The following is a 23,453-nucleotide window of genomic DNA, read 5'->3' as shown; positions in this document are numbered from 1 at the left end:
TATAATTACACTTTATTCTTATAAGAAAGGCCTTTTATGTTGAGATTTTTTATCATGCTTTTTTGTGCTTTAAATCTTTTTGCCGCCACACCAAAAGATACTATCATCATCGCAGTGGAAAATGAACCAGAGCGTGTAAATCCACTTTTTAGTGAAGATCATGATGTGGCAATTGCTCTTGTGTTTTCAGGACTTACACGCTTTGATGAAAATATGAATCTAGCACCTGATCTTGCTAGTTCTTGGAAAGTTAGTAAAGATGGGCTTGTTTATGAATTTACTTTAAGAGATGATGTATTGTGGCATGATGGGACTAAATTTAGTGCTAAAGATGTGGAATTTAGTATAAATGCTTTAAAAGATGAGAAATTAAATTCGCCTTCAAAAGTAAATTTTGACGCAGTTAAAGAGGTAAAAATCATCGATGATTATCATTTGTCTATCGCACTTTCAAAGCCTTTTCCTGCATTTTTAGATGCTTTGAGTGTAGGGATTTTACCAAAACACTTGCTTGAAAAAGAAAATTTAAACACCACTAAATTTAATCAAATGCCCATAGGAACAGGACCATATAAGCTAAAACAATGGAAAAAAGGTCAATACATGATCTTAGAGGCAAATGAAAACCATCATTTAGCTAAGGTGAAAACACCAAAACTCATACTAAAACACATTAAAGATCCAAGTATTAGTGCCATTGAGCTTAAAAATGGTTCTATTGACGTGGCTTTGGTTGATTTTGCTCTAGCTTCAAATTTCGCAAATGATAAAAGCTTTAAAATGCTTATAGAGCCTTCGGCTGATTATCGTGCTTTGATGTTTAATCTTAATCATGAGTTTTTAAAAGATCAAAATGTGCGTTTAGCGCTAAATTATGCTATCGATAAACAAGCTATTATAAATTCACTTTTACATTCTTTTGGAAAGGTAGCAAATCATCCTTTAGAAAAATCATGGGCAAATCCTAAAGAATTTGCAAGTTATACTTATGATGTAAAAAAAGCAAATGATCTTTTGGCAAAAGCAGGTTTTGTAAAAAATAAAAATGGCATTTTAGAAAAAGATGGCAAAGAATTTAGCTTTGAAATGTATGCTATGAGTGAAGATCCACTAAGAGTGGCTTTGGTAAATATCTTGCAAAGTGAGTTTTTAAAGCTTGGCATAAAAGCAAAAGCGGTAGCTAAGCCAAGTGGAAGCTTTGATTATACGAAAATTGATAGCTTTTTAGTAGGTTGGGGTAGTCCTTATGATCCTGATTTTCATACCTTTAGAGTTTTTGCAAGCTCTCAAGATAGTGCTTTAAACTCGAGCGGATGGAATTTTGGCCATTATCAAAATACTAAAGTTGATGAAGCTCTGATAAAAGCTAGAAATTCACTTGATATAAATGAAAGAAAAAAACACTATAAAGAATTTATTGATGCTTTATATAAAGATCCTGCGTTTTTATTTATAGCTTATATTGATTATCCTTTAGTTTTTGCTAAAAATATCCAAGGTATAAAACCTCACATTTTAGGTCATCATGGAGTAGGTTTTACTTGGAATGCTTATGAGTGGAGCAAAAATTAGTGCTAAAACTCATTTTTAAACGCCTTTTATGGGCATTTTTTTTGATGATTTTTGCAAGTTTCTTATGCTTTGTGATGATATATCATGCTAAAGGGAGCGTGGTTTTTGCTAGTGTGCCTCAAGGAACTAGCCTTAAAATAAAAGAGCAAATCGAGCGTAATTTAAATTTAGATAAGCCCTTGTTAGAGCAGTATGAAAATTGGCTTTTTAATGCCATGAAAGGCGACTTTTCCTACTCTTTAATCAGTGGAGAAAAAGTTAGTGAGATTTTGAAAGAAAAGCTTCCCTATACCATCATACTAGGTAGTTTGGCTTTTTTTGTACTTTTTGCGCTATCTTTGGTTTTGGCACTTTTTTGTGTTCTTTATAAAGATAGTTTTTTAGATAAATTTATCACTTTTTCAACGATGAGTTTTTTTGCATTGCCTGCTTTTTCTTTATCACTAATGCTTATTTTGGTTTTTGCTGTATTTTTTAAGATTTTTCCAAGTTCTGCTATTGCAGATATTGGCTTTGAAGATGATGTGTTTAATCGCTTGTGGCATTTGTTTTTACCAGTATGCGCTTTAGTGCTTTCACATTTGGCTGTTTTTGTGCGTTTTATAAGGACAAGTTTGATTGATAGTTTAAATCAAAGTTTTATAGAAAGTGCTTTTGCAAGAGGGCTTAGTAAAACAAGAATTTATTTGCACTTTGTGTTAAAAGATGCCCTTGGTTCTATACTTGCGTATTTTGGTGCTTCTTTTGTGAGTTTTTTAATGGGAACTTATATAGTAGAAAGCGTATTTTCTTATGAGGGCGTGGGAAATTTGGTGATTAAAAGCATATTGTTTAAAGACTATCCTGTGGTGCTAGCTGTGGTAATTTTTAGTATTTTAGTGGTAGTGCTTGTAAATTTGATCGTAGAGATAATTTGCAAGATGATTAATCCAAGGTTTGCTAATGCGTAAATTTTGCGTGATGATGATTTTGCTAAGTTTTATTTTAGCACTTTTTGCACCTTTAATAAGTTCTTATGATCCTAATTTAGTGGATTTAAGTAAGGCTAAAATAGCCCCAAATTTAAGTCATATTTTTGGTACAGATTTACTTGGTAGAGATGTTTTTACGCGTATTTTATATGCCTTGCGTGTTTCTTTGTTTGTAGGGGTAATGGCAGCATTTTTTAGTGTGCTTTTTGCTTGTGTTTATGTGTTTTTAACAAGATTTTTTGCTTATGCTTTTTTTGCTAGGGTGCTTGATATGCTTTTAGCGTTACCTTCTTTGCTTGTGATTATGTTTTTTCAAAGCTTTTTGGCAGGATCTTTGTGGAGTATGATTTTTATTATCGCTTTGGGACATTTTGCTTTTGTGGCAAAAGTGCTTGATACCCAACTGAATAAATTTCAAAAACTTGAGTTTTATCAAAATGCTATCATTCTAGGTTCTAGTAAGATGAAAGCTTTATTTAGTGAGCTTTTGCCCGCTTGTTGGAATTTGCTTTTTGTGCTTTTTGTTTTAAATATTGCTCATGCTATTACAAGTGAAGCCACTTTGAGTTTTTTTGGCTTGGGTGTAGAGCTTTGGACTCCAAGTTTAGGAAATATGCTAAATGAAGCAAGCAAAGCTGTGTTTTTAGGATTTTGGTGGATGATAGTTTTTCCGGTAGCTTTTATACTTATGCTTATTTTACCCTTGCTTGCTTTGGGTAATGATTTACAAGAAGAGATTAAAGCATGATAGAAATTGCAAATTTAAATCTTAACTTTAAAGATAAAATCTTATTAAAAGATATAAATCTTAATTTAGAAGATGGTAAAGCTTTGGCTATCATGGGCAAAAGTGGAGCAGGAAAAAGCTTGCTTTTAAAAAGCATGATTAAGCTTTTTGATAAGCATTATAAACTCAATGCACAAAAATTTCAGATAGATCAAAAAGATATTTTAAATTTAAAAGAAAAAGAACTAAATACCTTAAGAGCTAAGGTAAATTTACTTTTTCAAGATGTTTATGGGAGCTTTTACCCTCTTGTTGATATAGGGAGTTATTTTAATATAGTTTTAAAAACTCATACTAATTTAAGTACAAAAGAGATTAAAGAAAAGGCCTTTTATTATTTTGAGTGTTTAGGCCTTAAAAATCATGATCTTTTGTGGCATTCTTTTATATATCAACTAAGTGGTGGTATGGCAAGACGCGTTCAAATAGCTCTAGCTTTATTAAGTGGGGCTAAGTATTTATTGTGTGATGAGATTATAAGTTCACTTGATAGAACTAATGAAGAAAAAATCATCGCTATTTTAAAAGAGTTAAAAGTGCAATTTAAAAATCTCATTTTTATCACCCATGATATAAATTTAGCCAAAGAACTTTGCGATGAGGTAGCCATCATAGAAGATAAAACTTTGCTTTATCAAATGCCCGTGAAAGAATTTTTAAGTAATCCAAAAGGTGTTTTTGCTAAAGAGTTGTTAAATTATTTTGAGAATGAAAATGTTTTTAGAAGTTAAAAATTTAAGTAAATCTTATAAAATTAAAAAACACTGGTATTTAAAAGAAGAAGAAAATTATGTTTTTAAAGATGTGAGTTTTTCTTTAAATCAAAATGAAAATTTATTGCTTTGTGGGGAAAGTGGTAGTGGCAAAAGCACTCTAGCTAAAATTCTTTGTATGCTTGAATGTGCAAATACTGGAGAGGTTGTGTTTGAAAATAAAAATATATTAAATTTAGATTTTAATACTCAAAGAAAATTACGCCAAAAAATTCAATATGTTTTCCAAGATCAAAAGCTAGCTTTAAATCCTTATAAAAACACTAAAAGACTTTTGCTTGATGTATATGAAAATTTTAAACTTAAGCCTGATTTTGAAGAGCTTTTTAAGCTTTTTGATGTTTTTGAACTTCAAAAAGATATTTTAAATTTAAAACCCTCTAAGCTAAGTGGTGGTCAAAGTCAAAGATTAGGTTTGATTAGAGCTTTGCTTTTAAGGCCAAAATTGCTTATTTTAGATGAAATCACAGCAGCGCTTGATGTGGTGACTGCTTATAAAATTTTAAACTATTTACACACTTTTCAAAAAACACACGATATTGCTTATATATTTATTTCTCATCAAGAAAAAATCTTGCAAGATATATGCCATAAAAAAGTATTTTTATAATAAAGATAAAAATTGTTTCATTTTGAAATATCATAAAATTTATTTTTTTGATAATAAGTTTTTATATAGCTAAGTTAAAGTAAAATAAATTTTAATTATGCTTGAATAAAAGGTTTATTATGACGCACGCAACTATAGAGCATCAATACTTTGGCATCTTTGCAATGCTTGTTATTGCAAGTGTTATATTTTTTACTTTGGTGTATATTTCTTCTAAAATAGGCTCCAAACTCGCTTCTCATAATAGAAAAAAACTTGGACTAGGAATTTATGAGTGTGGGCCTATGGCTTCTAAGCAAGCAAATAAAATCAATTCTCAATTTTTTGTTTTTGCTTTGATTTTTATTTTGCTTGATATTGAAGTAGTGTTTTTATTTCCTTGGGCGGTAATTTTTAAAGATTTAACCGCAGAGCTTTCAAATTATGGCCTATCTTTATTTGCCTTAATAGAAGTGTTTATTTTTGTTTTATTGCTTGCAATAGGTTTTTTATACGCTTATAAAAAAGGAGCATTCGCATGGCAGAGTATCAAAAAATGAGCAATGCGCCAGTTGTTTTAACTACGGTTGATAAATTAGTGCAATGGGGTAGAAGTAATTCTTTATGGGCGTTATCTTATGGGCTTGCCTGTTGTGCTATTGAAATGATGGCAGCAGGTGGTGCAAGATATGATTTTGATAGATTTGGAACGATTTTTAGGGCAAGTCCAAGACAATCTGAAGTAATGATTATAGCGGGTACTTTAAGCAAGAAACACGCTGAATTTACAAGAAGACTTTATGATCAAATGCCTGATCCTAAATGGGTTATTTCTATGGGTTCTTGTGCAAATACTGGTGGTATGTTTAATACCTATTCTACTGTTCAAGGGGTGGATAGGATTATACCGGTAGATATTTATGTACCAGGTTGCGCCCCACGCCCTGAAACTTTTCAATTTGCTTTGATGATTTTGCAAAAAAGAATTCGTAAAGAAAAAGCAAGCAGAAAAATAGCTCCAAAAAGGCTTATATGATGAGAAAATATAGCGATAAGAAAAATGCTCAGCTAAAAAATTATTATGAAGATAGATTTTACCATGCACCTACAACTAAAAAACTAAGCACAGAGGGTAGTGCTTTTGAGGGTGATCATCAAATTTTAAGCCAAGAATTTAAGTTAAAAAATTCTTTTATAGAGCTTGATTTTTGGGTGATTGAGATAAACAAAGATGATAATGTTGCTATTCTTGATAAGCTTAAGAATTTAGGTTATAGCTGTTTTACTGATGCAAGTGCGATTGATTTTGTCGCTCAAAAGCAAGGTTTTGAAGTATATTATCAGCTTTTAAATATGGAGAAAAATTTAAGAGTGAGAGTAAAGACTTTCGTTGGTTTAAAAGAAAGACTTCAAAGTGTTATGAGTGTTTTTAAGGGTGCTAATTGGTGTGAGAGAGAAATATATGATATGTTTGGAATTTTCATTATCTATCACCCGAATTTAAAAAGACTTTTAATGCCTGATGATTGGTATGGACACCCTTATTTAAAAAGCTATCCTTTGCATGGTGATGAATTTGCTAAATGGTACGAGATAGATAAAATTTTTGGAAAAGAATACCGCGAGGTTGTAGGCGAGGAAAATAGAGATCCAGGTTTTGTAGATGAAAAAGACACGTTAAACTTTAGTAGAATTTATCATGAGGTTGGTAAAGGCGAAGTTCCAAGAGAAGATAAATATCTACAAGAATATCAAGAAGAAGGTGGCGTACCTTTTGTGAAAAAAGCCAAAAGAACGCAAGTAAAAATTTTAGACAAGAGAAGATAAAATGCAAATTTCTACTAAATTAAAACCTTATTATGAAAATATAAGCTTTGAGCGTGAAGATGGTACTATGATAGTAAATCTTGGTCCCCAACACCCTAGCGCTCATGGAAATTTACGCCTTATTTTAGAACTTGATGGAGAAGAAATCACCAAGGCTGCTCCTTGTATAGGCTATATGCATCGTGGTATGGAAAAAATGGCTGAAAATATGATCTATCAAGAGTTTATCCCAACTACTGATAGAATGGATTATATCGCAGCTAGTGCAAATAATTATGCCTATGTAGCTGCTGTGGAAAAACTTTGTGGCTTAGAAATTCCGCGCAGAGCAAGTGTGATAAGGATGATTTTGCTTGAGTTAAACCGCATTGCTTCGCATTTGTTATGGCTTGCTACACATGCGCTTGATATTGGTGCGATGACAGTATTTTTATACTGCTTTAGAGAGCGTGAATATGTGCTTGATCTAATAGAAAAATATTGCGGGGCAAGACTTACACATTCATCTATGAGAATAGGCGGGGTAATGCTTGATTTACCTGAGGGTTTTTTAGATGAACTTTTAGCATTTTGCAATAAATTTCCAAATGATATAAAAGATTATGAAGCCTTGCTTGATGATAATAGAATTTGGCGTGCAAGAACTGAAAATGTAGGAGTGGTAAACAAAGAACAAGCGCTAAGTTGGGGTTGTAGCGGGGTTATGCTAAGAGGAAGCGGGATTGCTTATGATGTTAGAAAAGAAGAGCCTTATTTACTTTATGATGAGGTAGATTTTGGCGTGCCTGTGGCTAAAATGGGTGATTCTTATGCAAGATATAAAGTTTATATGCAAGAATTTAGAGAAAGTTTGAAAATTTTAGTTCAATGTGCTAAGCTCTATCAAGATACTCCGCCTGAGATTTTATGCAATCATCCTGAATATGTAAGTGCTTCAAAAGAGCAAATTATGACACAAAATTATTCACTTATGCAACATTTTGTCCTAGTAACCCAAGGCTTAAAACCACCAAAAGGAGAGGTGTATGTGCCAACTGAAAGTCCAAAAGGCGAACTTGGATTTTTTATCCACTCAGATGGTAGCGGTAGGCCATATAGATTAAGAGCTAGAACCCCAAGTTTTTTTCACTGTGCGTTTTTAGAAGAAATGCTTGTAGGGTCATATTTGGCTGATGCGGTGGCAATTTTAGGAAGTATTAATATAGTTTTAGGTGAGATAGATCGATGAGACGTGTGGATTTAAGAAAAAGTCAAGATTTGTTTAAAGATTTAGAACAAATCATTCAAAATGCTTACATGGGTGAAGTTTTAGTGGTTTTGTTTGAAATAGGAGATTTTTCTAATGTAGAAAAAAGTTTTGCTTTCATAAAAGAGCAAAATTGTGAACTTTTAAATTCTTTAAAATTTAATCAAGTAGATTGGACTATAGTTTTTAAAAAGGTAGGACAATGAAATTAGCAAAATATCAAGAAGGCTTAAATGCTTTGTGTTTTGTGGATTTACTTTCTTTAAAAAATCCTTCACTTTGTGCTAAGCTTAACAAAAGTAAAAATTATAATATTTCCTGTATAGAAGATAAAAATTTAAAAGCAAGCTTTTATAAATGTGAGATTGCAAGCGTGCCTTTTGTGCTTGCATTACTTTGTAAGATGAGTTTGGAGACTGAATTTAACGAGTTTGATGAGGGTTATTTAAGTGCTGAATCTTGCTTTGGCGAAGAAGAAGCTTTAGAGATTTTGGATTTTTTAAAAGAAGCAAAGTGTATTATTTTTGATGAAAATTTATACCAACATAAAGATTTTGAAAATATTAAGTATTTTTTAGAAAAACTTTGTCATAAATTTAATCTTTTGCTGATTTGCTCTAATGAAAATGAAGAAAATTTGTCAATACAAAATTCTTTTAATGAACTTTTAGAACTTGATAATTTTGATGGAACTATCATCATGCAAACACCTTTAGAAGACAAAAAATTGCATTGTTCTTCATCTTTTGCTTTGATTGCTAAGGTTAAGGATGAGGATAAAATTAATTTAAAAATAAACACTCAAGAATTTACAACTATAGTAAAAATCAATCATGACTTAAAAGGCACGGTGGCTTTGTTTGATTATGAAAGCGCTGGTTTTGCTTTTTCAAAAGCTCAAGTTAAGGTTATAAAATGAAAGTTATCATTAATGGTATAGAATGTGAGGCAAATGAGGGTGAGTATATCTTAAATGTCGCAAGAAAAAATGATATTTTCATTCCGGCGATTTGTTATTTAAATGGTTGTTCTCCAACACTTGCTTGTCGTATGTGTATGGTAGAAGCTGATGGTAAAAAGGTTTATTCTTGCAATACTAAAGTTAAAGAAGGTATGGTGGTAGAGAGTGATTTGCCAAATTTGTGGGATGAGCGCAATGCTATCATGCAAGCATATTGTATCAACCACCCTTTACAATGTGGGGTATGTGATAAATCTGGTGAGTGTGAGCTTCAAAACTTTACACACAAAGCAAGAGTAAATGTGCAAAATTATTGGATTAAAGATACCCATAAAGAGCATAAAAAATGGGGCGAGATTAATTATGATCCAGCTTTATGTATAGTGTGTGAAAGATGTATCACAGTTTGCAAAGATAAAATAGGTGAAAGTGCTTTAAAAACTACTCCAAGAGGAGCAAATGCACCAGATGCCAGCTTTAAAGAAAGTATGAGCAAAGACGCGCTAGCGATTTGGACTAAATTTCAAAAGAGTTTAATTGCGCCAAGTAGTGGTGATATGCTTGATTGTTCTTTTTGTGGAGAATGTACAAGTGTATGTCCTACAGGAGCCTTGGTAGGTTCGACTTTTCAATATACATCTAATGCTTGGGAGCTAAAGAAAATTCCAGCTAGTAATCCACATTCTAGTGATTGTGAGTTGATGTATTATGATATTAAACAAACTAGTATTAATAATCAAAAAGAAAAAATTTATAGAGTGAGTAATGATTTTGCTTTTGCTACGCTAAATAAAGCTGCAAGATATGGTTTTAATACCCAAAATGAAGTTCAAGGTAAAGACGAAAAAGCTTTTGAAAAACTAGTAAATATGATGAAAAACGATGAAATAAAAAATATTTTATTTAATAGTTTTATTACTAACGAAGAAGCTTTAATCTTGCAAAATTTAAGTAAAAAATTTAACCTTAACCTTATAAATCATGAAGCTAAAAAATTCCAAGATTTTCTAGCTTGTTTTTATCAAAATGCAAATGCAATATATAATGCAAATACAGATGATATTACTCAAAGTGATTTTTTAATCATCGTAGGTTCATTTTTACGCTATGATGCGCCAACGCTAGGATATAAAGTTAATAACGCTTTGGTAATGAATAAAGGTGCGGGGCTATATTTTCACCCTATAAAAGATAAAGGTGTGGATAAATATTCTAAAAATTTCTTGCAGATTAATCATGATATTAAAGATAATGAAAATATTTTATTATTTATCTTGCAAAAATTTGCTAAAGAGTTTCCACAAGATTTTAAAAATATATTAGAAAATGCGTATTATCAAGGCACTAAAGAAATCGAAGAAACTATTAATGAAGAAATTATTGAAAAGATAGAAAAACAAAATGAAAATGGCGAAACTATTATAGAAGAAGTTAAAAAACTTGTGCCTAAAAAAATTAAAAAAAGCATAGAGGTACAAAGATCAAATTATGCGAAAAATCTTGGCATAGATGAGGATATTTTAGAAACTTTGCTCGCAAAAAAGCAAAAATTTACACTTATTGTAGGAAGTGATTTTTACTATGATGAGCAAAGTGTAAAACTAGCAAAACTTTGTGCTTTGGTACAAAAATATACCGATTTTAAAATCTTTTTAAATCCAACTTGCACTAATACTTTGGGTGTGAGTTTAATTTGTGATTTAAGTCAAGATTTTCAAGTGGGAAAAATACTAGGTTATAACGAAAAAGGCGATTTTACTTTTTCTTATGATGGGCATTTTGATCTTGCAAGTTCTAGCTTAAATCAGCAAGAAGGTAGCTTTGTAAATTATGATAAAAGATTAGTTCCTACAAATGCAGCTTTAGAATTTAAAGGTTATTTTTTAAATGATTTAGCAAATGCTTTAGGTTTTGATGAAGAATTTACAATCAACTATACTAAATTTTTACCACAAAATAAAGGCTTTAGGGCAATTGATTTTGATGAGTTAGAAAATCATTATGATAATGGTGGGGTAAATCATAGAGGCTATGAGCTTGATTTTTCTCATTTTGAGTTTGAAAAAACATTAAATACCCAAGAAGTCAAAAAGCAAAATGAAGGAAATTTAACCCTATATTATGCAAATAGTATTCATCAGTTTTCAAAGCTTAGCAATAGAGCTTTTAATGAGGTTGGAGCTTTATTTTTATCAGTTGATATAATGCAAAAATTTGATTTAAACCAAGATGATAGTGTTATTTTAAAAAATGAAAAAACTCAAATTGCTATAAGTGTAAAATGTGATGAATCTTTAGAAAATGGTGCGTATTTAGGGGATTATGATAGTAAGATTGATTATAAATCTTTATTTAATAATGCTCGATATGCAAAAGTTTGGCTTGAAAAAGCAGGAGCTAAAATATGAGTGATATTACTTTTTTTATTATAGAAACAATTATTAAATGTGTGCTTGTTATAGCTATTTTTGCTACTTTAGCAGGTTTGGCAACTTATCTTGAAAGAAAGGCTTTGGCTTTATTTCATCGTCGTTTGGGGCCTGATATGGTAGGTCCTTTTGGATTACTTCAAGTAGTTGCTGATATGATTAAGCTTTTTACTAAAGAAGATATAGTGCCAACTTATGCTCAAAAAGTGGTGTTTTTAATCGCTCCATTGATTGCAGCAATTTGTGCTTTTGTGGCAATTGCAGCTATTCCCATTTTTCCTGAATTTACTTTATTTGGTAGAGTGATTCGCCCTATTATTGCTGATATCAATGTGGCCTTACTATTTGTCATAGGTATGGGTGGAGTTAGTTTTTATGCGATTTTTTTAGGAGGCTTGGCTAGTAATAATAAATGGTCATTGTTGGGTGGGGCAAGAGGGCTTGTTTCTATCATTTCTTATGAGAGTGTTGCAGGTCTTTCTTTGGTATGTGTTGTAATGCTTGTTGGTTCTTTGTCTTTGGTAGATATTAATAATTATCAAAGTGAAGGCATACTTTCTTGGCTTATTTTTAAACAACCTTTGGCTTTTATTTTATTTGTAATAGCCATTTTTATAGAAACTAATAGAACTCCGCTTTGTTTAAGTGAAAACGAAACTGAACTTGTTTCAGGTTATGGCACTGAATATAGTGGGCTTAGATGGGGTATGTTTTTTATTGGTGAATATACAGCCATGATTACCGGAGCGATTATGATATCGCTTTTATTTTTGGGTGGATTTAATGATTTTTGGATTATACCAGGAGCTATTATGATGCTTTTGAAAGTTTCTTTTGTGTTCTTTTGGTATTTTTGGGCTAGAGGGGCTTTTCCGCAACTGCGTCCTGATCAAGTAATGAGAATGTGTTATTTGATTTTAATTCCTTTAGCGGTTTTAAATTTATTAATTAGTGCTTTAGTGCTTGTGGTATAGGAAAAACAATGAAAAAAGGTTATTTTAAAGTAGATTTTGAGCGTAAAAATCCTCAAAATGCTTATGAAAAATTCATACAAGTAATCAAGCGTTCTTTAAATACAGAACTTTTTGTAGGTTTGTTTGTCGTATTAAGAGAAATGTTTAAAAAAAATAATAGTGCAACGATTAAATATCCTATGGAAAAAGTTGCTTTAGATAATCGCTACCGTGCGGTACATCGTTTGATGCGTTTTATTGAAAGTGAAAATGAATGTTGTATTGGCTGTGGTTTGTGCGAAAAAATTTGTATTAGTAATTGCATAAGAATGGAAACAAGTTTAAGCGAAGACGGACGTAAAAAGGTTGAAAATTATAGTATCAATTTAGGGCGTTGTATTTATTGTGGCTTTTGTGCCGATGTTTGTCCTGAGCTTGCCATTGTACATGGTAAAGAGTATGAAAATGCAGCAGAGCAAAGATCGTATTTTGGTCAAAAGGAAGATTTTTTAACTCCTATTGATGAGCTTAAAAATCAAGTAGTATTTGAAGGAAGTGGTAGTTTAAGAAAAGATGCTGATGATTTAGTAAAGAAAACTCCAAATTATTATGAGATAGATTTGCAAAGACAGCAAGATACCTCAAAGGAAGAAAATGTTTGAAACGATAGCTTTTTGTTTGTTAAGTGTTTTGGTATTGGGATTTTTTCTAATTAGCGTTTTAAGTACTAGTGTACTTTATGCTATTAGTTCTTTGGCTGCGGCTATGATTTTTTTAAGCGGATTTTATTTTTTACTTAATGCTGAATTTATTGGAGCAATTCAAATTATCGTTTATAGTGGGGCTATTTTAGGTCTTTATAGTTTTGCTATGATGTTTTTTGATGCTTCAATAAAAGTAAAGGAAAATCTAAAAGGTAAAAGAGTATTTATTTTTGCTGTGATTTTTAGTGCTATTTTGTTAATTAGTATTATTATGGGCTATAACTTTGGTTTAAATGAAACTAGTGAAGTTTATGATCTTGATTCAACTCAGCAAATAGGTTTTACTTTATTTACAAAATACATGCTTGCTTTTGAATTTATGGCAATTTTACTCTTAATAGCTTTAATTTGTGCTATAGCACTTACTCAAAAAAATATAAAAAAGGATGAGCAATGATGTTAGAAAAATACTACATTGTGGCTATTTTGATGTTTATCATTGGTCTAATAGGTATTATAAAACGCCAAAATTTAATTATGCTTTTTATTTCAAGTGAAATTTTATTAAACGCTGCTAATTTAGCTTTAGTTACAGCAGGAGCTTCTCACAAAGACATAGAAGGGCAAATTTTTGCTTTATTTGTAATGGGGGTTGCAGCTTGTGAAGTAGCTGTTGGGATAGCACTTTGTGTTTTATGGTATAGAAAAACAGGAACACTAGAGCTTAGCTCTTTAGCTGAAAAAGGAGAGTTAAAATGCAAAATTTAGCTTTAATTGTACTTTTTTCTCCTTTAGTTTCAGCTATTGTTTTAGGTATTTTTGCTTTTAGTGCTAAGAAAATTATTTTAGGCTATATAGCTTCTTTGCTTATAGCTTTTTCAGCACTTGCTTCAATTATTTTATTAAGCAATGGAGTGCATTTTAATTTTGAACTTGGCACTTGGATATCTTTGGTAGATGTTAGTTTTGGTTTTAAAATAGACTCTATTACTTTAATTATGATGAATGTAGTAAGTATAGTTGCTACTTTTGTACATTTATATAGTATATTTTATATGGAGCATGATGAAGGGTTTAATCGCTATTTTAGCTATTTAGGACTTTTTGTTTTTTCTATGATGTTTTTGATTATGAGTGATAATTTCTTAGGACTTTTCATAGGTTGGGAGGGCGTTGGACTTTGCTCATGGCTTTTGATAGGTTTTTGGTATCATAATGAAAAATATACCTTTGCTGCTAATGAAGCATTTATCATGAATAGAATTGCAGATTTGGCTTTGCTTTTAGGAATTTTCTTAATTTATATAGAGTTCAATTCTTTAAAATATGATGAGTTTTTTACCCTTTTATCTTTAGGGCATGAAAATGATATGATTTTGATTTTAATAGCACTTTTACTTTTTGTGGGCGCTATGGGTAAATCAGCACAATTTCCTTTCCATACTTGGCTTGCTGATGCTATGGCAGGACCTACACCAGTTTCAGCGCTAATCCATGCTGCGACTATGGTTACTGCGGGAGTTTATTTGGTGATTCGTGCTGGAGAACTTTATTTGCAAGTCCCTGAAGTAGGGTATTTTATCGCTATACTTGGATCTTTTGTAGCACTTTTTGCTGCTTCTATGGCTATGGTGGCTAAAGATTTAAAAAGAATTATTGCTTATTCAACGCTTTCTCAACTTGGATATATGTTTGTAGCAGCAGGTCTTGGGGCTTATGCTATAGCTTTATTTCATCTAGCAACTCATGCATTTTTTAAATCTTTACTATTCTTAGGTGCAGGTAATGTTATGCATGCGATGAATGATAAGCTTGATATTAGCAAGATGGGTGGACTTTATAAAAGTATGCGTTTTAGTGCTATTTTAATGCTTATAGGCTCTTTGGCTTTGGCAGGAATTTATCCTTTTGCAGGATTTTTCTCTAAAGATTTAATTTTAGGATTTTCTTTTATAAGTCATCATCATGGAATTTTCTTGGTACTTTTAATAGCAGCTTTTATGACAGCTTTTTATAGTTTTAGACTTTTAATGCTTGTATTTTTTACTCCGAAAAGACATGAAGAACATCCTCATGAAGCTAGTAAAATAGCTTTACTTGCGATGAGTCCTTTGGCTTTACTTGCTATTGTTGCAGGGTTTTTTGAGCATAGCTTTATGGAGTTTGTAAGTAAAAATTTAGCTTTTATTGATGGGCAAAATTCTTTAGTTATGATGCTTGCAAGTACTGCTGCAGTGCTTGGAGTACTTTTAGCTATCATGGCTTATTGGAAAAATTGGTTTAAACCATCACTTTCTAAAACAAGTATTTATAAGCTTTTGTTTAATGAATACTATATACCAAGGTTTTATCATCAATTTATTGTTAGCAAATATGCTTTATTTTGTGAATTTTTAAGAAAAAGCGATAAAGAAATTTTAGATACTTTGGTAGATAGTGTTGCATTTTTCCTTAAAACTTTTGCTAGGACTCTTAGCATAGGTAAGGATTATTCTTTGGTTTTAAGAATTACAGTGTTGGCTTTTGTATGTTTATTTTGTTTAGCGTTGGCGGTGTAGAATGCTTAGTTTGTTAATGTTATTTCCATTTTTTGCAGCTTTTATAGCTTTATTTTTGCAAAAAGAAGATAGTAAGTCTTTTGCTATTTTAGTTAGCTTCTTGATTTTAGTTTTTAATGTTTTTTTATTGTTTAATTATCATGGTGGTATAGCTTATGAGTTTAGTTTAAATTCTTTAATAGTTAATTTTCATATCGGTGTAGATGCTATAGCGCTATACTTGATGTTGCTTTGTTCTATTATGATTTTTTTATCTTTTATATGTTTGGATATTCAAGATAAAAGTGTTGTTGTAAGTATATTTTTATTGCAATTTTGTATTATAGGACTTTTTGCTTCATTAGATGCTTTATTGTTTTATGTATTTTGGGAGTTTTCTCTTATACCACTTATTTATTTAATAGGCAGATATTCAGATAATTATAAAGCAGGGATTAAATTTTTCATTTATGCATTTTGTGGTTCTATGCTCATGCTTTTAGCGATTATTTATGTAGGATTTTTGTATTATCAAAGTTTTGGGTATTGGAGTTTTGATTTACTTGCTTGGTATAAGAGTGATTTTTTCATACCTGAAAGTGTACAAAATTTAATCTTTATAGGATTTTTTATCGCTTTTGCGATTAAAAGTCCTTTGTTTCCTTTCCACACTTGGGCGCCAAAAGTTTATGCAAAAAGTCCAACTTTAGTATCTGTAATGCTTGTTAGTTTTAAAATGGCTCCTTTTGGATTTTTAAGATTTATATTGCCTTTAACACCTGATACTTTAAATCATTATTATTCTTTACTTGCAATTTTATGTATAGTTGGAATTTTATATGCAGCTTTAATTGCTTTTAAAGCCAAAGATTTAAAAGAATTAATCGCTTATAGCTCAATTTCGCATTTAGGTGTGGTGATTTTGGGTATTGTGACTTTTACTTATAATGGGCTAAGCGGCTCTGTATTTTACATGTTTGCACATGGTATAGTAACGGGAGGTTTGTTTTTGGCTGCTTATATACTTTATAAAAGATATCATACTTTTGATTTAGACTTTTATAAAAATTTAGCTAAAACAGCTCCGTTATTTAGCTTTTTCTTTGCGGTGTTATTATTTTCATCTATTTCACTACCTTTGACTATTTCTTTTGTAGGTGAGTTTTTAATTTTACAAGGCATAGCAAGTGTGAATTTGTGGTATGCGTTATTTGCAGGTGGTGTGATTATTTTAGGGGCTATTTATATGTTAAATATTTATAGAAATATGTTTTTTGCCACTAGTGAAGAAAAAATGGAGAGATTAGTATTAAAAAAAGGTGAAATTTTTGTTTTGAGTATTTTAAGTGCCTTGGTAATTTATTTAGGGGTAGCTCCAAGTGCTATGCTTGATGAAATTGCTTTGAATGTAAATAGCATTCTTGAAGTTATGCAAACAAGAAATATTGCAATAGAAAATCAAAAAATCATAGATGATATAAGAGGTTTTTAATGAGTGGCTTTAGTTTAGAAAAATTCAATTTTGTATTATTATTTCCTGTGTTATCATTGCTTTTTTGGGCCATTGTTTTGCTTTTATTGGATGCATTTAAAAAGCTTTCTAGAAATTTTTATATAGGAGCAAGTGTTATAGCCTTATTTAGTGCTTTGTGTTTTTTATTGATTTATAATGGTTTTGTTTTAGATAATTCTCATGCTTTTTTTGGTTTATTTGTAAGTGATAATTATGCAATTTTTGCTCAAATAGTTATTTTAGTTTTTTCAATGCTTTATTTATTAATGGATAAAGATGAGCAAAAGGCAGAGTTTTTTTCCTTGTTTTTATTTATGATTGCTTCTTTGATATTAATGATATCAAGTACTAATTTAATTGTAATTTTCCTAGCCTTAGAAGGTTCTTCTTTGGCTCTTTATACATTAATAGCACTAAGAGGAACTCATAATGCTATTAGCTCTAGTATAAAGTACTTTACTTTAGCTGCGGTGGGCGCTGGGTTTTTTGTCTTTGCTTGTGCTTTTGTATATTTAAAAACAAAGTCTTTGGATTTAGATAATCTATTGCATTCTGAATATATTTCAGACCCTATCCTGCTTTGTGCTGGAGTAATGTTTTTAGTCATTGTTGGAGTAAAACTTTCTATTGCACCTTTTCATTTTTGGTTAAAAGATGTGTATTGTGGTGTACATACAAATTTTATTGCATTTATATCTATAGTACCAAAAATAGCTATGATAATAGTAGTTTTAAGAATTTTTTCTGCTTTGGGTGGTGGAGTAAAATTTGAATACATAGTAGCATTGCTAGCAATTTTTTCTATGCTTGCTGTAAGTATAGTAGCTTTAATCCAAAAAGATGTGAAAAAAATGCTAGCATATAGTTCTATTACCCATTCTTCTTTTATATTAGCAGTTATTGTTTCTAGTATGAGTGTGAGTTCTCAAGGAGATGGGACTTCTTATTTGCTTTCAATTTTTGCTTTGTTTGTGTATTGGATATCTTTTGCTTTTGCAAATTATGGAATTTTTTTAATATTGAGTTTATTTCAAAAAAGCTCATTTGAGAGTTTTTCAGGTTTGTTTGATCAAAGACCAGTATTGTCTATAATGCTAGCTATATTTATTTTGTGTATAGCAGGTATTCCGCCTTTTGGTATTTTTTGGGGTAAAATTTTAATTTTAGCTTCTATTTTAAACTCAGGCTATTATGTACTTGTATTTGCTATAGCTTTAAGTTCTATGATTATGCTTTATGCTTATTTAAAAATTTTAATTTATGTTTTTTTTAAAAAGGCTCAAATTATAGAAAGTGCAAACTTAGATGTAAAACAAAAGATTATTTTATGCTTGTGTTTGATTGGAAGTATTTCTTGCGTGTTTTTGCTTTTGTAAAATAATATTGCTATAATCACGCTTATGATAAGGGTTTTATTTTTATTTTTATTAAGTATAACTTATACATTTTCTTTTGAAATTATTGTTAACAAAGGGGAGGAACATAAACGTCCTTTTACGCTTTTGCATTTAAAAGATGATAAGGATTTTACTTGCAAAAGTGTTTTTGAATTTGAAAAAACCCATTTTGAGTGCAATGTTTTAGGTGTTAGCAATATGCAGTTTCAAAATAAAGAATTTGATGATTTTACGATTTATTTTGAAAAGCACCAAACTTTTTTGACAATCAAAATTTATCCTAAAATTTTAGCTAAGATGTTTAATTATTCTCAAGATATTTTTAATGCTAAAGAAATTCAAAGTCAGAGTGAAGATGCTTCTAAGCATTTTGTATTTATTTTTACTAAAGATTTAAGGTATTATAAACCTAGCGATGGGCTTGATTTTGATATTTATTTTGATGATGTATTAATGCCTTATATTGGAGCATTAGATTTAAATTCTAATCCTATGGAAACTTCAAAAAGTGCAGATTTTAATGCTTATTTTAGTATAAAACAAGAATATGAAGCAAAAAAATATGATCAGGTTTTAAGGGATGCAACTAGCGCTATTAAGCGTTACCAGGGTAGTGTATTTATGAATGAATTTGAACTTTATAAACTAAGAGCTCAAAATAAACTATATACTTATGAATTTGATAAAGACCAACTAATTTTAGAACAAATGTTAGATGATGCTAAAAGATGGGTGAGAACTTATATTAACGATAAAGATTATACAGAAGTGATGTATATTATGATGAGAGTTTATATGGGTTTATCGCAAAGATCTAATGTTGAATATATTATAGATACTTTAAATACTGAACACAAAGGTGATAAATATACTATAATGGCTTTACTTGATTATGCAGATTATTTATATCACTTGGGTAAAAAAAATACCGCAAATAATATTTATCAAGATGTGTATTATTCTACTCCCAATGCAGATTTGGCTAGTAGAGCTGCTTTATTTTTATCAAAAAATCATCTAGAGACACAAAATATAAAAGAAGCCAAAGAATTAGCAAATAAAATTTTAGAATCAAACCCTGAATTTTTCATGAGCGATTTGGAAAATTCTTTATTATTAGCTAAAGCTTTTTCTAATAATAGGGTTTATGATTTGAGTTCTAAAATTTATGGGTATATTTTTACGCATTTAACCAAGGTAGATAAAGAATATGAAAGAGTGTTAAAAGATCTTGCTTTGTCTTTATTAAATGCAAATGAACATATTAAAGCTCAAAAATATTTAGATCTTTATACAGAAGATTTTCCTTTGGGTGAATATGTGAGTTTAATTAAAGAAGCACAAGATAAAAACTTTTTATATTTAAAAGATGCTAATGCAAGCTTTTTGCATCAAAAATATGAAGAAATTATGAAAAAATACGCTGGAGAAATTTCTAGTAAGGCGCTGTTTGATAATGTCAAATTATATTTTCAAGAAAAGAATTATGAAAAGGTTATAAGTTATCAAAAAGATATTGAAAAATACTCCAATAAAGAAGTAAAAAATCTTTTAGAGCAAGCTGCTATTTTGGTTTTAGAGCAAAGATTAAAAAATGATGAGTGTTTGGCTGCTATTAAAATATATGGTGATTTTAAAGCCTATAATATAGGAGGTAAAATACAAAATAAAAAGCAAATGCTTGAGTGTTTTAAACGCACAACGCGCATAGAAGAAGCTAAAAAATACATAGTGGAAAATGAAAACGATGATATTATTTTTTATAAGCTTCAAAGTGCTGATTTAGCTCTTAAAGATAAACGTTATAATTTTGTTATAAAAACAATTAACGATATTTTAGACACAAGAACGATTATTAGTGATAATGAAAAATTTGAAGCAAATTATATTAAGTTTTTTGCTGAGCTTAGATTGCAAGATTATAATGCCATGATAAGAACTTTACAAAAACTGGAGCAATTTCCTATGAATTATCGTATGGTGGAATTATATTATGAATTTTTGCGTTATTGTGAAAAAAATAATTTTCTAACAAGTATTTTAAACTATGCTCCAAAGGCTATTGATTATCAAAACTTAAAGGGGGTAAATCTTTTTAGTCCTGATTTAGAATTCATCTATATCAAAGCTTTAAAACAAAGCAATCAAGCTCAAAAAGCCTTAACTTTGTTTAAAGATTTACTTGCTAATCCTTTAAAAGATGATGAGCGCGCAAGAGTTTTTTATGTGCAAAGTAATATTTATGAAGATTTAAAAGATGTGCAAAATCAAAAACAAAGTTTACAAAATTGTATAGATATTAACGCAACGAGCAATTGGCAAAATTTATGTAAAGATAAATTAAATATTTTAAATACTCAGCCTTGATATTTTTTTAAAATATAAGCTTTTAAATTCTCATAAGCACTTTGAAAATCTAAAATTTCTTTATTGAATTTTTTATTAAAAGTTCTTTGTCTTTTGGCAAGTTGTCTTGTGTGGATGATGATGAGCTCTTCAAGCTCATTTAAATTTATTTTTTTATCTAAAAACTCTTTACATTCTTTTAAGCCTATAGAATTTAGTGCTTTTAAATGATGATCATAATTATCAAATAACATTTTAGCTTCCTCTATTAAGCCCTCATTTAGCATATTTTTAGTGCGCTTGATAATGCGTTTTTCTAAAAGATCTTTCTGCCAAGAAATTTCAAAAATATCAAGTTTTTTAATCAAAGCCTCTTGTTTGGTTTCTTTTAAAACTTCACTTGGAACTTTATTAGTTTGCTCATAAATTCCAAGCCATTTTTTCAAACGATAAGTATCGTTTTTTTCTATTTTTGCTTGTGGATCAATTTTTATCATTAAATGATAAATTTCATCATTACTTAGCGTGCTTTGGCTCTCTTTAAAATTTTCACTCAAACCATCCATTAAGGCTTTTAGATAAAAACTAGTTCCGCCTGTGATGATAAGCATTTGATTGTTTTTTTGAGCAAAGGCTTTTGCTTTTTTGTATTCTTCAAAAAACAAAGCAATGTTAAAATGCTCATTGACATTTAACAAATTTATACCAAAATAATCAAGCTCATCTAGGGTTTTTTGCTCTGTTTTTGCCGAAGCGATGTTGATTTGTTTATACACACAAAGACTATCAAGGCTTAAAATACTTGCGTTAAATTCATAAGCTAGTTTATTAGCAAGTTCTGTTTTGCCACTTGCAGTGGTTCCAATGAGTGCAAATTCAAAAAACATCGTAAAAATATCCTAAATTTAAAATTATTTTAGTAAAATCATAACAAAAATATATTATAAAGAGAAAAAATGCCTATATTAAAAGAAAAATTGAAAGATATTTTAGACTTGATAGTTTTTAAGCATTCTATTTTTGCTTTACCCTTTTTATTCACTTCAATGATTGTGGCTTCTGTTATTTTAAATGATAGTACTTGGTTTGGTTTTAAGGCTTTGTTTTTGGGTGTTATTTGTGCAGTGAGTGCAAGAAATTTTGCAATGGCGATTAATCGTTTGATGGATGAGGATATTGATAAAAATAATCCAAGATGCGCAAATAGACCTAATATCGATGGGCGTATAGGCAAAACTAGTATTTTACTTTTTATTATTTTAAATGCTATTATTTTTGTTTTGGCAAGTTATTTTATTAATAAGCTAGCCTTTGCTCTTTCTTTACCGGTATTGTTTATTTTAGCTATTTATTCAGCTTTTAAAAGATTTTCATCCTTAGCGCATTTAGTATTAGGATTTTGCTTAGGACTTGCTCCTATTGCAGGTAGCATTGTAGTTTTGGGAAGTATTGAAATTTATAGTGTGATTTTGTGTTTGGGTGTTACTTTTTGGACGGCTGGGTTTGATTTGCTTTATGCTTTGCAAGATATGGAATATGATAAAAAAACAGGCTTGCACTCTATACCTGCTAAATTTGGGCTTGATGCAACCTTATTTATCTCAGCGTTTTGTCATGTTTTAGCAGTACTTTTTTGGCTTTTATTTGTTTGGGTGGCTCCAACGGGAAATATTGCCTTTTTGGGCGTGATAATTAGTGCGATTATTTTATTTTTTGAGCACCGCATTGTTAGAAAGAATTTTGCAAAAATCGATAAAGCATTTTTTACTTTAAATGGGTATTTAAGTATAGTGTTTTTTATATTTATTTGGGTTGATCTTTTATGGAGATAAATTTTTTTAAAAGTTCGTTAGAGCTTGAGTTTGAAGAGAGTAAAGAAAGATATGAAGAGTTTTTGCAAGAATATCTTTCAAGTAATAATTATGTTAATTTAAGCAAATGGAAAAAGCTTGCTTCAAGAGTGGAATTTAGCGAAGGTGAGCAAATTATTTTTGATTTGCTTATGGATATAAAGCAAGAATTGTATTTGATAAAAAATGATATCAATAAAACAAAATTATTTACAGATTTAAAATATAAAGCCTTTGCGGTGGGTGTAAATTTTGCACACATTCGGTTTAAAGATAAGTGTTTGACTCAAGATGAGGAATATTATGCAAGATTTGAATTAAATGGTCAAAAAATTAGTATTTTTTTTAAAGCCTTAAATGAAAATGAGGCAAAAATCACACAAATAAAAGCAGAAGATGAGCTTGCGTATGATAATTTTGTAGCAAATATGCAAAGAGCGATGATTAAGATTTTAAAGGAGCAAGAAAATGGGTAGTGATATATTATTGTGGCTTGTGGTAGCTTTATTAATTTTTGCTATGTTTGCTTATATGATGATAAAAGAAAAAGAAAGTATTGCTAAGATTAATGAGCTTGGTAAGATGATAGAAGATTTAAATAAGCAATATCATTATTTAAAAAAAGAAAGTTTAGATGAGCAAGAGCAAGAAAAAAAAGAAATAGATACTGAAGCCATTAAAGAAGAATTAAAAGAAGAGCTTTTGCAAGTATTAGAACAAAAAATTAATCAAAATATTATTCCTATTTTAAGCGCTTTAAAAGAAGTAGAAGAGGTGATTGAAGAATTTCAAAGTGAGCAAAAAAATCGTTTATTAAATTTAGAACAAAAAACCCAAAGTATTACAAAATTAAGCCCAAGCTATGATAATGAAGAACAAAAGGTAATAGAGCTTTTTAATCAAAAAAAATCCATTGAGCAAATTGCTAAAGATTTGCGTATAGGTATGGGTAGAGTTGAGCTTATTTTGAAATTTAATAAATTATTGTAAAGGCCTTT

At 30.0% G+C, this 23,453-nt stretch carries 24 protein-coding genes; 23 read left to right on the top strand and 1 reads right to left on the bottom strand.

Features of this window, described 5'->3' with window-relative positions:
* The first annotated feature begins 36 nt into the window (after positions 1-36).
* The 20 genes from CLCT_RS07035 to CLCT_RS06940 all read left to right on the top strand — a co-directional run bounded on the left by CLCT_RS07035 (position 37) and on the right by CLCT_RS06940 (position 20,626).
* Positions 37-1,572, top strand: a complete 1,536-nt coding sequence (locus CLCT_RS07035) for an ABC transporter substrate-binding protein (protein ID WP_149062701.1) — start codon at positions 37-39, stop codon at positions 1,570-1,572.
* Positions 1,573-1,583: 11 nt separating this feature from the next.
* A complete protein-coding gene (locus CLCT_RS07030) occupies positions 1,584-2,522 on the top strand; it encodes an ABC transporter permease (protein WP_039669090.1) in 939 nt (312 codons plus the stop codon).
* Positions 2,515-3,291: an ABC transporter permease gene (locus CLCT_RS07025; protein WP_039668901.1), complete on the top strand. Its 777-nt coding sequence runs from the start codon at positions 2,515-2,517 to the stop codon at positions 3,289-3,291. Before CLCT_RS07030 ends, CLCT_RS07025 begins: the two co-directional genes overlap by 8 nt.
* Positions 3,288-4,061 (top strand): ATP-binding cassette domain-containing protein, encoded by a 774-nt coding sequence (locus CLCT_RS07020; protein WP_149062700.1) that lies wholly within the window; start codon positions 3,288-3,290, stop codon positions 4,059-4,061. Before CLCT_RS07025 ends, CLCT_RS07020 begins: the two co-directional genes overlap by 4 nt.
* Positions 4,045-4,713 carry an ATP-binding cassette domain-containing protein gene (locus CLCT_RS07015; protein WP_039669089.1) on the top strand — a complete coding sequence of 223 codons (669 nt, stop codon included), beginning with the start codon at positions 4,045-4,047 and terminating at the stop codon, positions 4,711-4,713. The genes CLCT_RS07020 and CLCT_RS07015 overlap by 17 nt, the downstream gene beginning before the upstream one ends.
* A 119-nt stretch (positions 4,714-4,832) precedes the next feature.
* Positions 4,833-5,252 carry an NAD(P)H-quinone oxidoreductase subunit 3 gene (locus CLCT_RS07010; protein ID WP_039668899.1) on the top strand — a complete coding sequence of 140 codons (420 nt, stop codon included), beginning with the start codon at positions 4,833-4,835 and terminating at the stop codon, positions 5,250-5,252.
* Entirely contained in the window at positions 5,231-5,728 is a 498-nt protein-coding gene (locus CLCT_RS07005; RefSeq protein ID WP_039619352.1) for a NuoB/complex I 20 kDa subunit family protein, read from the top strand. The genes CLCT_RS07010 and CLCT_RS07005 overlap by 22 nt, the downstream gene beginning before the upstream one ends.
* On the top strand, positions 5,725-6,519 hold the full coding sequence (locus CLCT_RS07000; RefSeq protein ID WP_371819853.1) for an NADH-quinone oxidoreductase subunit C: 795 nt from the start codon (positions 5,725-5,727) through the stop codon (positions 6,517-6,519). The genes CLCT_RS07005 and CLCT_RS07000 overlap by 4 nt, the downstream gene beginning before the upstream one ends.
* Before the next feature lies 1 nt (position 6,520).
* Positions 6,521-7,747: an NADH dehydrogenase (quinone) subunit D gene (nuoD, locus tag CLCT_RS06995; RefSeq protein ID WP_149062698.1), complete on the top strand. Its 1,227-nt coding sequence runs from the start codon at positions 6,521-6,523 to the stop codon at positions 7,745-7,747.
* Entirely contained in the window at positions 7,744-7,971 is a 228-nt protein-coding gene (locus CLCT_RS06990) for an NADH-ubiquinone oxidoreductase subunit E family protein (RefSeq protein WP_039642382.1), read from the top strand. The genes nuoD and CLCT_RS06990 overlap by 4 nt, the downstream gene beginning before the upstream one ends.
* Complete coding sequence (locus CLCT_RS06985) at positions 7,968-8,684, top strand: hypothetical protein (RefSeq protein ID WP_149062697.1); 717 nt, start codon at positions 7,968-7,970, stop codon at positions 8,682-8,684. Before CLCT_RS06990 ends, CLCT_RS06985 begins: the two co-directional genes overlap by 4 nt.
* Positions 8,681-11,134 (top strand): NADH-quinone oxidoreductase subunit G, encoded by a 2,454-nt coding sequence (locus CLCT_RS06980; RefSeq protein ID WP_149062696.1) that lies wholly within the window; start codon positions 8,681-8,683, stop codon positions 11,132-11,134. The genes CLCT_RS06985 and CLCT_RS06980 overlap by 4 nt, the downstream gene beginning before the upstream one ends.
* Positions 11,131-12,129 carry an NADH-quinone oxidoreductase subunit NuoH gene (gene nuoH / locus CLCT_RS06975; protein WP_039668895.1) on the top strand — a complete coding sequence of 333 codons (999 nt, stop codon included), beginning with the start codon at positions 11,131-11,133 and terminating at the stop codon, positions 12,127-12,129. The genes CLCT_RS06980 and nuoH overlap by 4 nt, the downstream gene beginning before the upstream one ends.
* Before the next feature lie 8 nt (positions 12,130-12,137).
* Entirely contained in the window at positions 12,138-12,770 is a 633-nt protein-coding gene (gene nuoI / locus CLCT_RS06970; RefSeq protein WP_149062695.1) for an NADH-quinone oxidoreductase subunit NuoI, read from the top strand.
* On the top strand, positions 12,763-13,269 hold the full coding sequence (locus CLCT_RS06965; protein ID WP_149062694.1) for an NADH-quinone oxidoreductase subunit J: 507 nt from the start codon (positions 12,763-12,765) through the stop codon (positions 13,267-13,269). Before nuoI ends, CLCT_RS06965 begins: the two co-directional genes overlap by 8 nt.
* On the top strand, positions 13,269-13,580 hold the full coding sequence (nuoK, locus tag CLCT_RS06960; protein ID WP_039667768.1) for an NADH-quinone oxidoreductase subunit NuoK: 312 nt from the start codon (positions 13,269-13,271) through the stop codon (positions 13,578-13,580). The genes CLCT_RS06965 and nuoK overlap by 1 nt, the downstream gene beginning before the upstream one ends.
* A complete protein-coding gene (nuoL, locus tag CLCT_RS06955; protein ID WP_149062693.1) occupies positions 13,568-15,370 on the top strand; it encodes an NADH-quinone oxidoreductase subunit L in 1,803 nt (600 codons plus the stop codon). The genes nuoK and nuoL overlap by 13 nt, the downstream gene beginning before the upstream one ends.
* A gap of 1 nt (position 15,371) precedes the next feature.
* The gene (locus CLCT_RS06950; protein WP_039668891.1) at positions 15,372-16,841 is read left to right on the top strand and encodes a complex I subunit 4 family protein; all 1,470 of its coding nucleotides are present in this window, start codon (positions 15,372-15,374) and stop codon (positions 16,839-16,841) included.
* On the top strand, positions 16,841-18,238 hold the full coding sequence (locus CLCT_RS06945) for an NADH-quinone oxidoreductase subunit N (RefSeq protein ID WP_149062692.1): 1,398 nt from the start codon (positions 16,841-16,843) through the stop codon (positions 18,236-18,238). The genes CLCT_RS06950 and CLCT_RS06945 overlap by 1 nt, the downstream gene beginning before the upstream one ends.
* A gap of 24 nt (positions 18,239-18,262) precedes the next feature.
* Positions 18,263-20,626, top strand: coding sequence for a tetratricopeptide repeat protein (locus tag CLCT_RS06940; protein ID WP_149062691.1), 2,364 nt, complete (start codon positions 18,263-18,265; stop codon positions 20,624-20,626).
* On the opposite strand, the gene miaA is transcribed toward CLCT_RS06940, so the two are convergent.
* On the bottom strand, positions 20,617-21,492 hold the full coding sequence (miaA, locus tag CLCT_RS06935) for a tRNA (adenosine(37)-N6)-dimethylallyltransferase MiaA (RefSeq protein WP_149062690.1): 876 nt from the start codon (positions 21,490-21,492) through the stop codon (positions 20,617-20,619). The genes CLCT_RS06940 and miaA overlap by 10 nt on opposite strands.
* Before the next feature lie 69 nt (positions 21,493-21,561).
* On the opposite strand from miaA, the gene mqnP reads away from it, so the two are divergent.
* From mqnP to CLCT_RS06920, 3 genes are read left to right on the top strand one after another with little or no spacing between them, the layout of a single operon-like run.
* Positions 21,562-22,437 (top strand): menaquinone biosynthesis prenyltransferase MqnP, encoded by an 876-nt coding sequence (mqnP, locus tag CLCT_RS06930; RefSeq protein ID WP_149062689.1) that lies wholly within the window; start codon positions 21,562-21,564, stop codon positions 22,435-22,437.
* The gene (locus CLCT_RS06925) at positions 22,428-22,931 is read left to right on the top strand and encodes a hypothetical protein (RefSeq protein ID WP_039668887.1); all 504 of its coding nucleotides are present in this window, start codon (positions 22,428-22,430) and stop codon (positions 22,929-22,931) included. The genes mqnP and CLCT_RS06925 overlap by 10 nt, the downstream gene beginning before the upstream one ends.
* Complete coding sequence (locus tag CLCT_RS06920) at positions 22,924-23,445, top strand: DUF6115 domain-containing protein (RefSeq protein WP_149062688.1); 522 nt, start codon at positions 22,924-22,926, stop codon at positions 23,443-23,445. Before CLCT_RS06925 ends, CLCT_RS06920 begins: the two co-directional genes overlap by 8 nt.
* The last annotated feature ends 8 nt before the right edge of the window (positions 23,446-23,453 follow it).

It is taken from the genome of Campylobacter lari subsp. concheus, assembly GCF_008245025.1.
Lineage (GTDB): Bacteria > Campylobacterota > Campylobacteria > Campylobacterales > Campylobacteraceae > Campylobacter_D > Campylobacter_D concheus.
Note: the sequence above shows the minus strand (reverse complement) of the source record. Positions and strands in the feature narration are given on the sequence as shown.

Excerpts from the sequence above, each read along its gene's own strand:
- CLCT_RS07035 (WP_149062701.1), top strand. The coding sequence starts at position 37 with ATGTTGAGATTTTTTATCATGCTTTTTTGTGCTTTAAATCTTTTTGCC.
- CLCT_RS07025 (WP_039668901.1), top strand. The coding sequence starts at position 2,515 with ATGCGTAAATTTTGCGTGATGATGATTTTGCTAAGTTTTATTTTAGCA.
- CLCT_RS07020 (WP_149062700.1), top strand. The coding sequence starts at position 3,288 with ATGATAGAAATTGCAAATTTAAATCTTAACTTTAAAGATAAAATCTTA.
- CLCT_RS07015 (WP_039669089.1), top strand. The coding sequence starts at position 4,045 with ATGTTTTTAGAAGTTAAAAATTTAAGTAAATCTTATAAAATTAAAAAA.
- CLCT_RS07010 (WP_039668899.1), top strand. The coding sequence starts at position 4,833 with ATGACGCACGCAACTATAGAGCATCAATACTTTGGCATCTTTGCAATG.
- CLCT_RS07005 (WP_039619352.1), top strand. The coding sequence starts at position 5,231 with ATGGCAGAGTATCAAAAAATGAGCAATGCGCCAGTTGTTTTAACTACG.
- CLCT_RS07000 (WP_371819853.1), top strand. The coding sequence starts at position 5,725 with ATGATGAGAAAATATAGCGATAAGAAAAATGCTCAGCTAAAAAATTAT.
- nuoD (WP_149062698.1), top strand. The coding sequence starts at position 6,521 with ATGCAAATTTCTACTAAATTAAAACCTTATTATGAAAATATAAGCTTT.
- CLCT_RS06990 (WP_039642382.1), top strand. The coding sequence starts at position 7,744 with ATGAGACGTGTGGATTTAAGAAAAAGTCAAGATTTGTTTAAAGATTTA.
- CLCT_RS06985 (WP_149062697.1), top strand. The coding sequence starts at position 7,968 with ATGAAATTAGCAAAATATCAAGAAGGCTTAAATGCTTTGTGTTTTGTG.
- CLCT_RS06980 (WP_149062696.1), top strand. The coding sequence starts at position 8,681 with ATGAAAGTTATCATTAATGGTATAGAATGTGAGGCAAATGAGGGTGAG.
- nuoH (WP_039668895.1), top strand. The coding sequence starts at position 11,131 with ATGAGTGATATTACTTTTTTTATTATAGAAACAATTATTAAATGTGTG.
- nuoI (WP_149062695.1), top strand. The coding sequence starts at position 12,138 with ATGAAAAAAGGTTATTTTAAAGTAGATTTTGAGCGTAAAAATCCTCAA.
- CLCT_RS06965 (WP_149062694.1), top strand. The coding sequence starts at position 12,763 with ATGTTTGAAACGATAGCTTTTTGTTTGTTAAGTGTTTTGGTATTGGGA.
- nuoK (WP_039667768.1), top strand. The coding sequence starts at position 13,269 with ATGTTAGAAAAATACTACATTGTGGCTATTTTGATGTTTATCATTGGT.
- nuoL (WP_149062693.1), top strand. The coding sequence starts at position 13,568 with ATGCAAAATTTAGCTTTAATTGTACTTTTTTCTCCTTTAGTTTCAGCT.
- CLCT_RS06950 (WP_039668891.1), top strand. The coding sequence starts at position 15,372 with ATGCTTAGTTTGTTAATGTTATTTCCATTTTTTGCAGCTTTTATAGCT.
- CLCT_RS06945 (WP_149062692.1), top strand. The coding sequence starts at position 16,841 with ATGAGTGGCTTTAGTTTAGAAAAATTCAATTTTGTATTATTATTTCCT.
- CLCT_RS06940 (WP_149062691.1), top strand. The coding sequence starts at position 18,263 with ATGATAAGGGTTTTATTTTTATTTTTATTAAGTATAACTTATACATTT.
- miaA (WP_149062690.1), bottom strand. The coding sequence starts at position 21,492 with ATGTTTTTTGAATTTGCACTCATTGGAACCACTGCAAGTGGCAAAACA.
- mqnP (WP_149062689.1), top strand. The coding sequence starts at position 21,562 with ATGCCTATATTAAAAGAAAAATTGAAAGATATTTTAGACTTGATAGTT.
- CLCT_RS06925 (WP_039668887.1), top strand. The coding sequence starts at position 22,428 with ATGGAGATAAATTTTTTTAAAAGTTCGTTAGAGCTTGAGTTTGAAGAG.
- CLCT_RS06920 (WP_149062688.1), top strand. The coding sequence starts at position 22,924 with ATGGGTAGTGATATATTATTGTGGCTTGTGGTAGCTTTATTAATTTTT.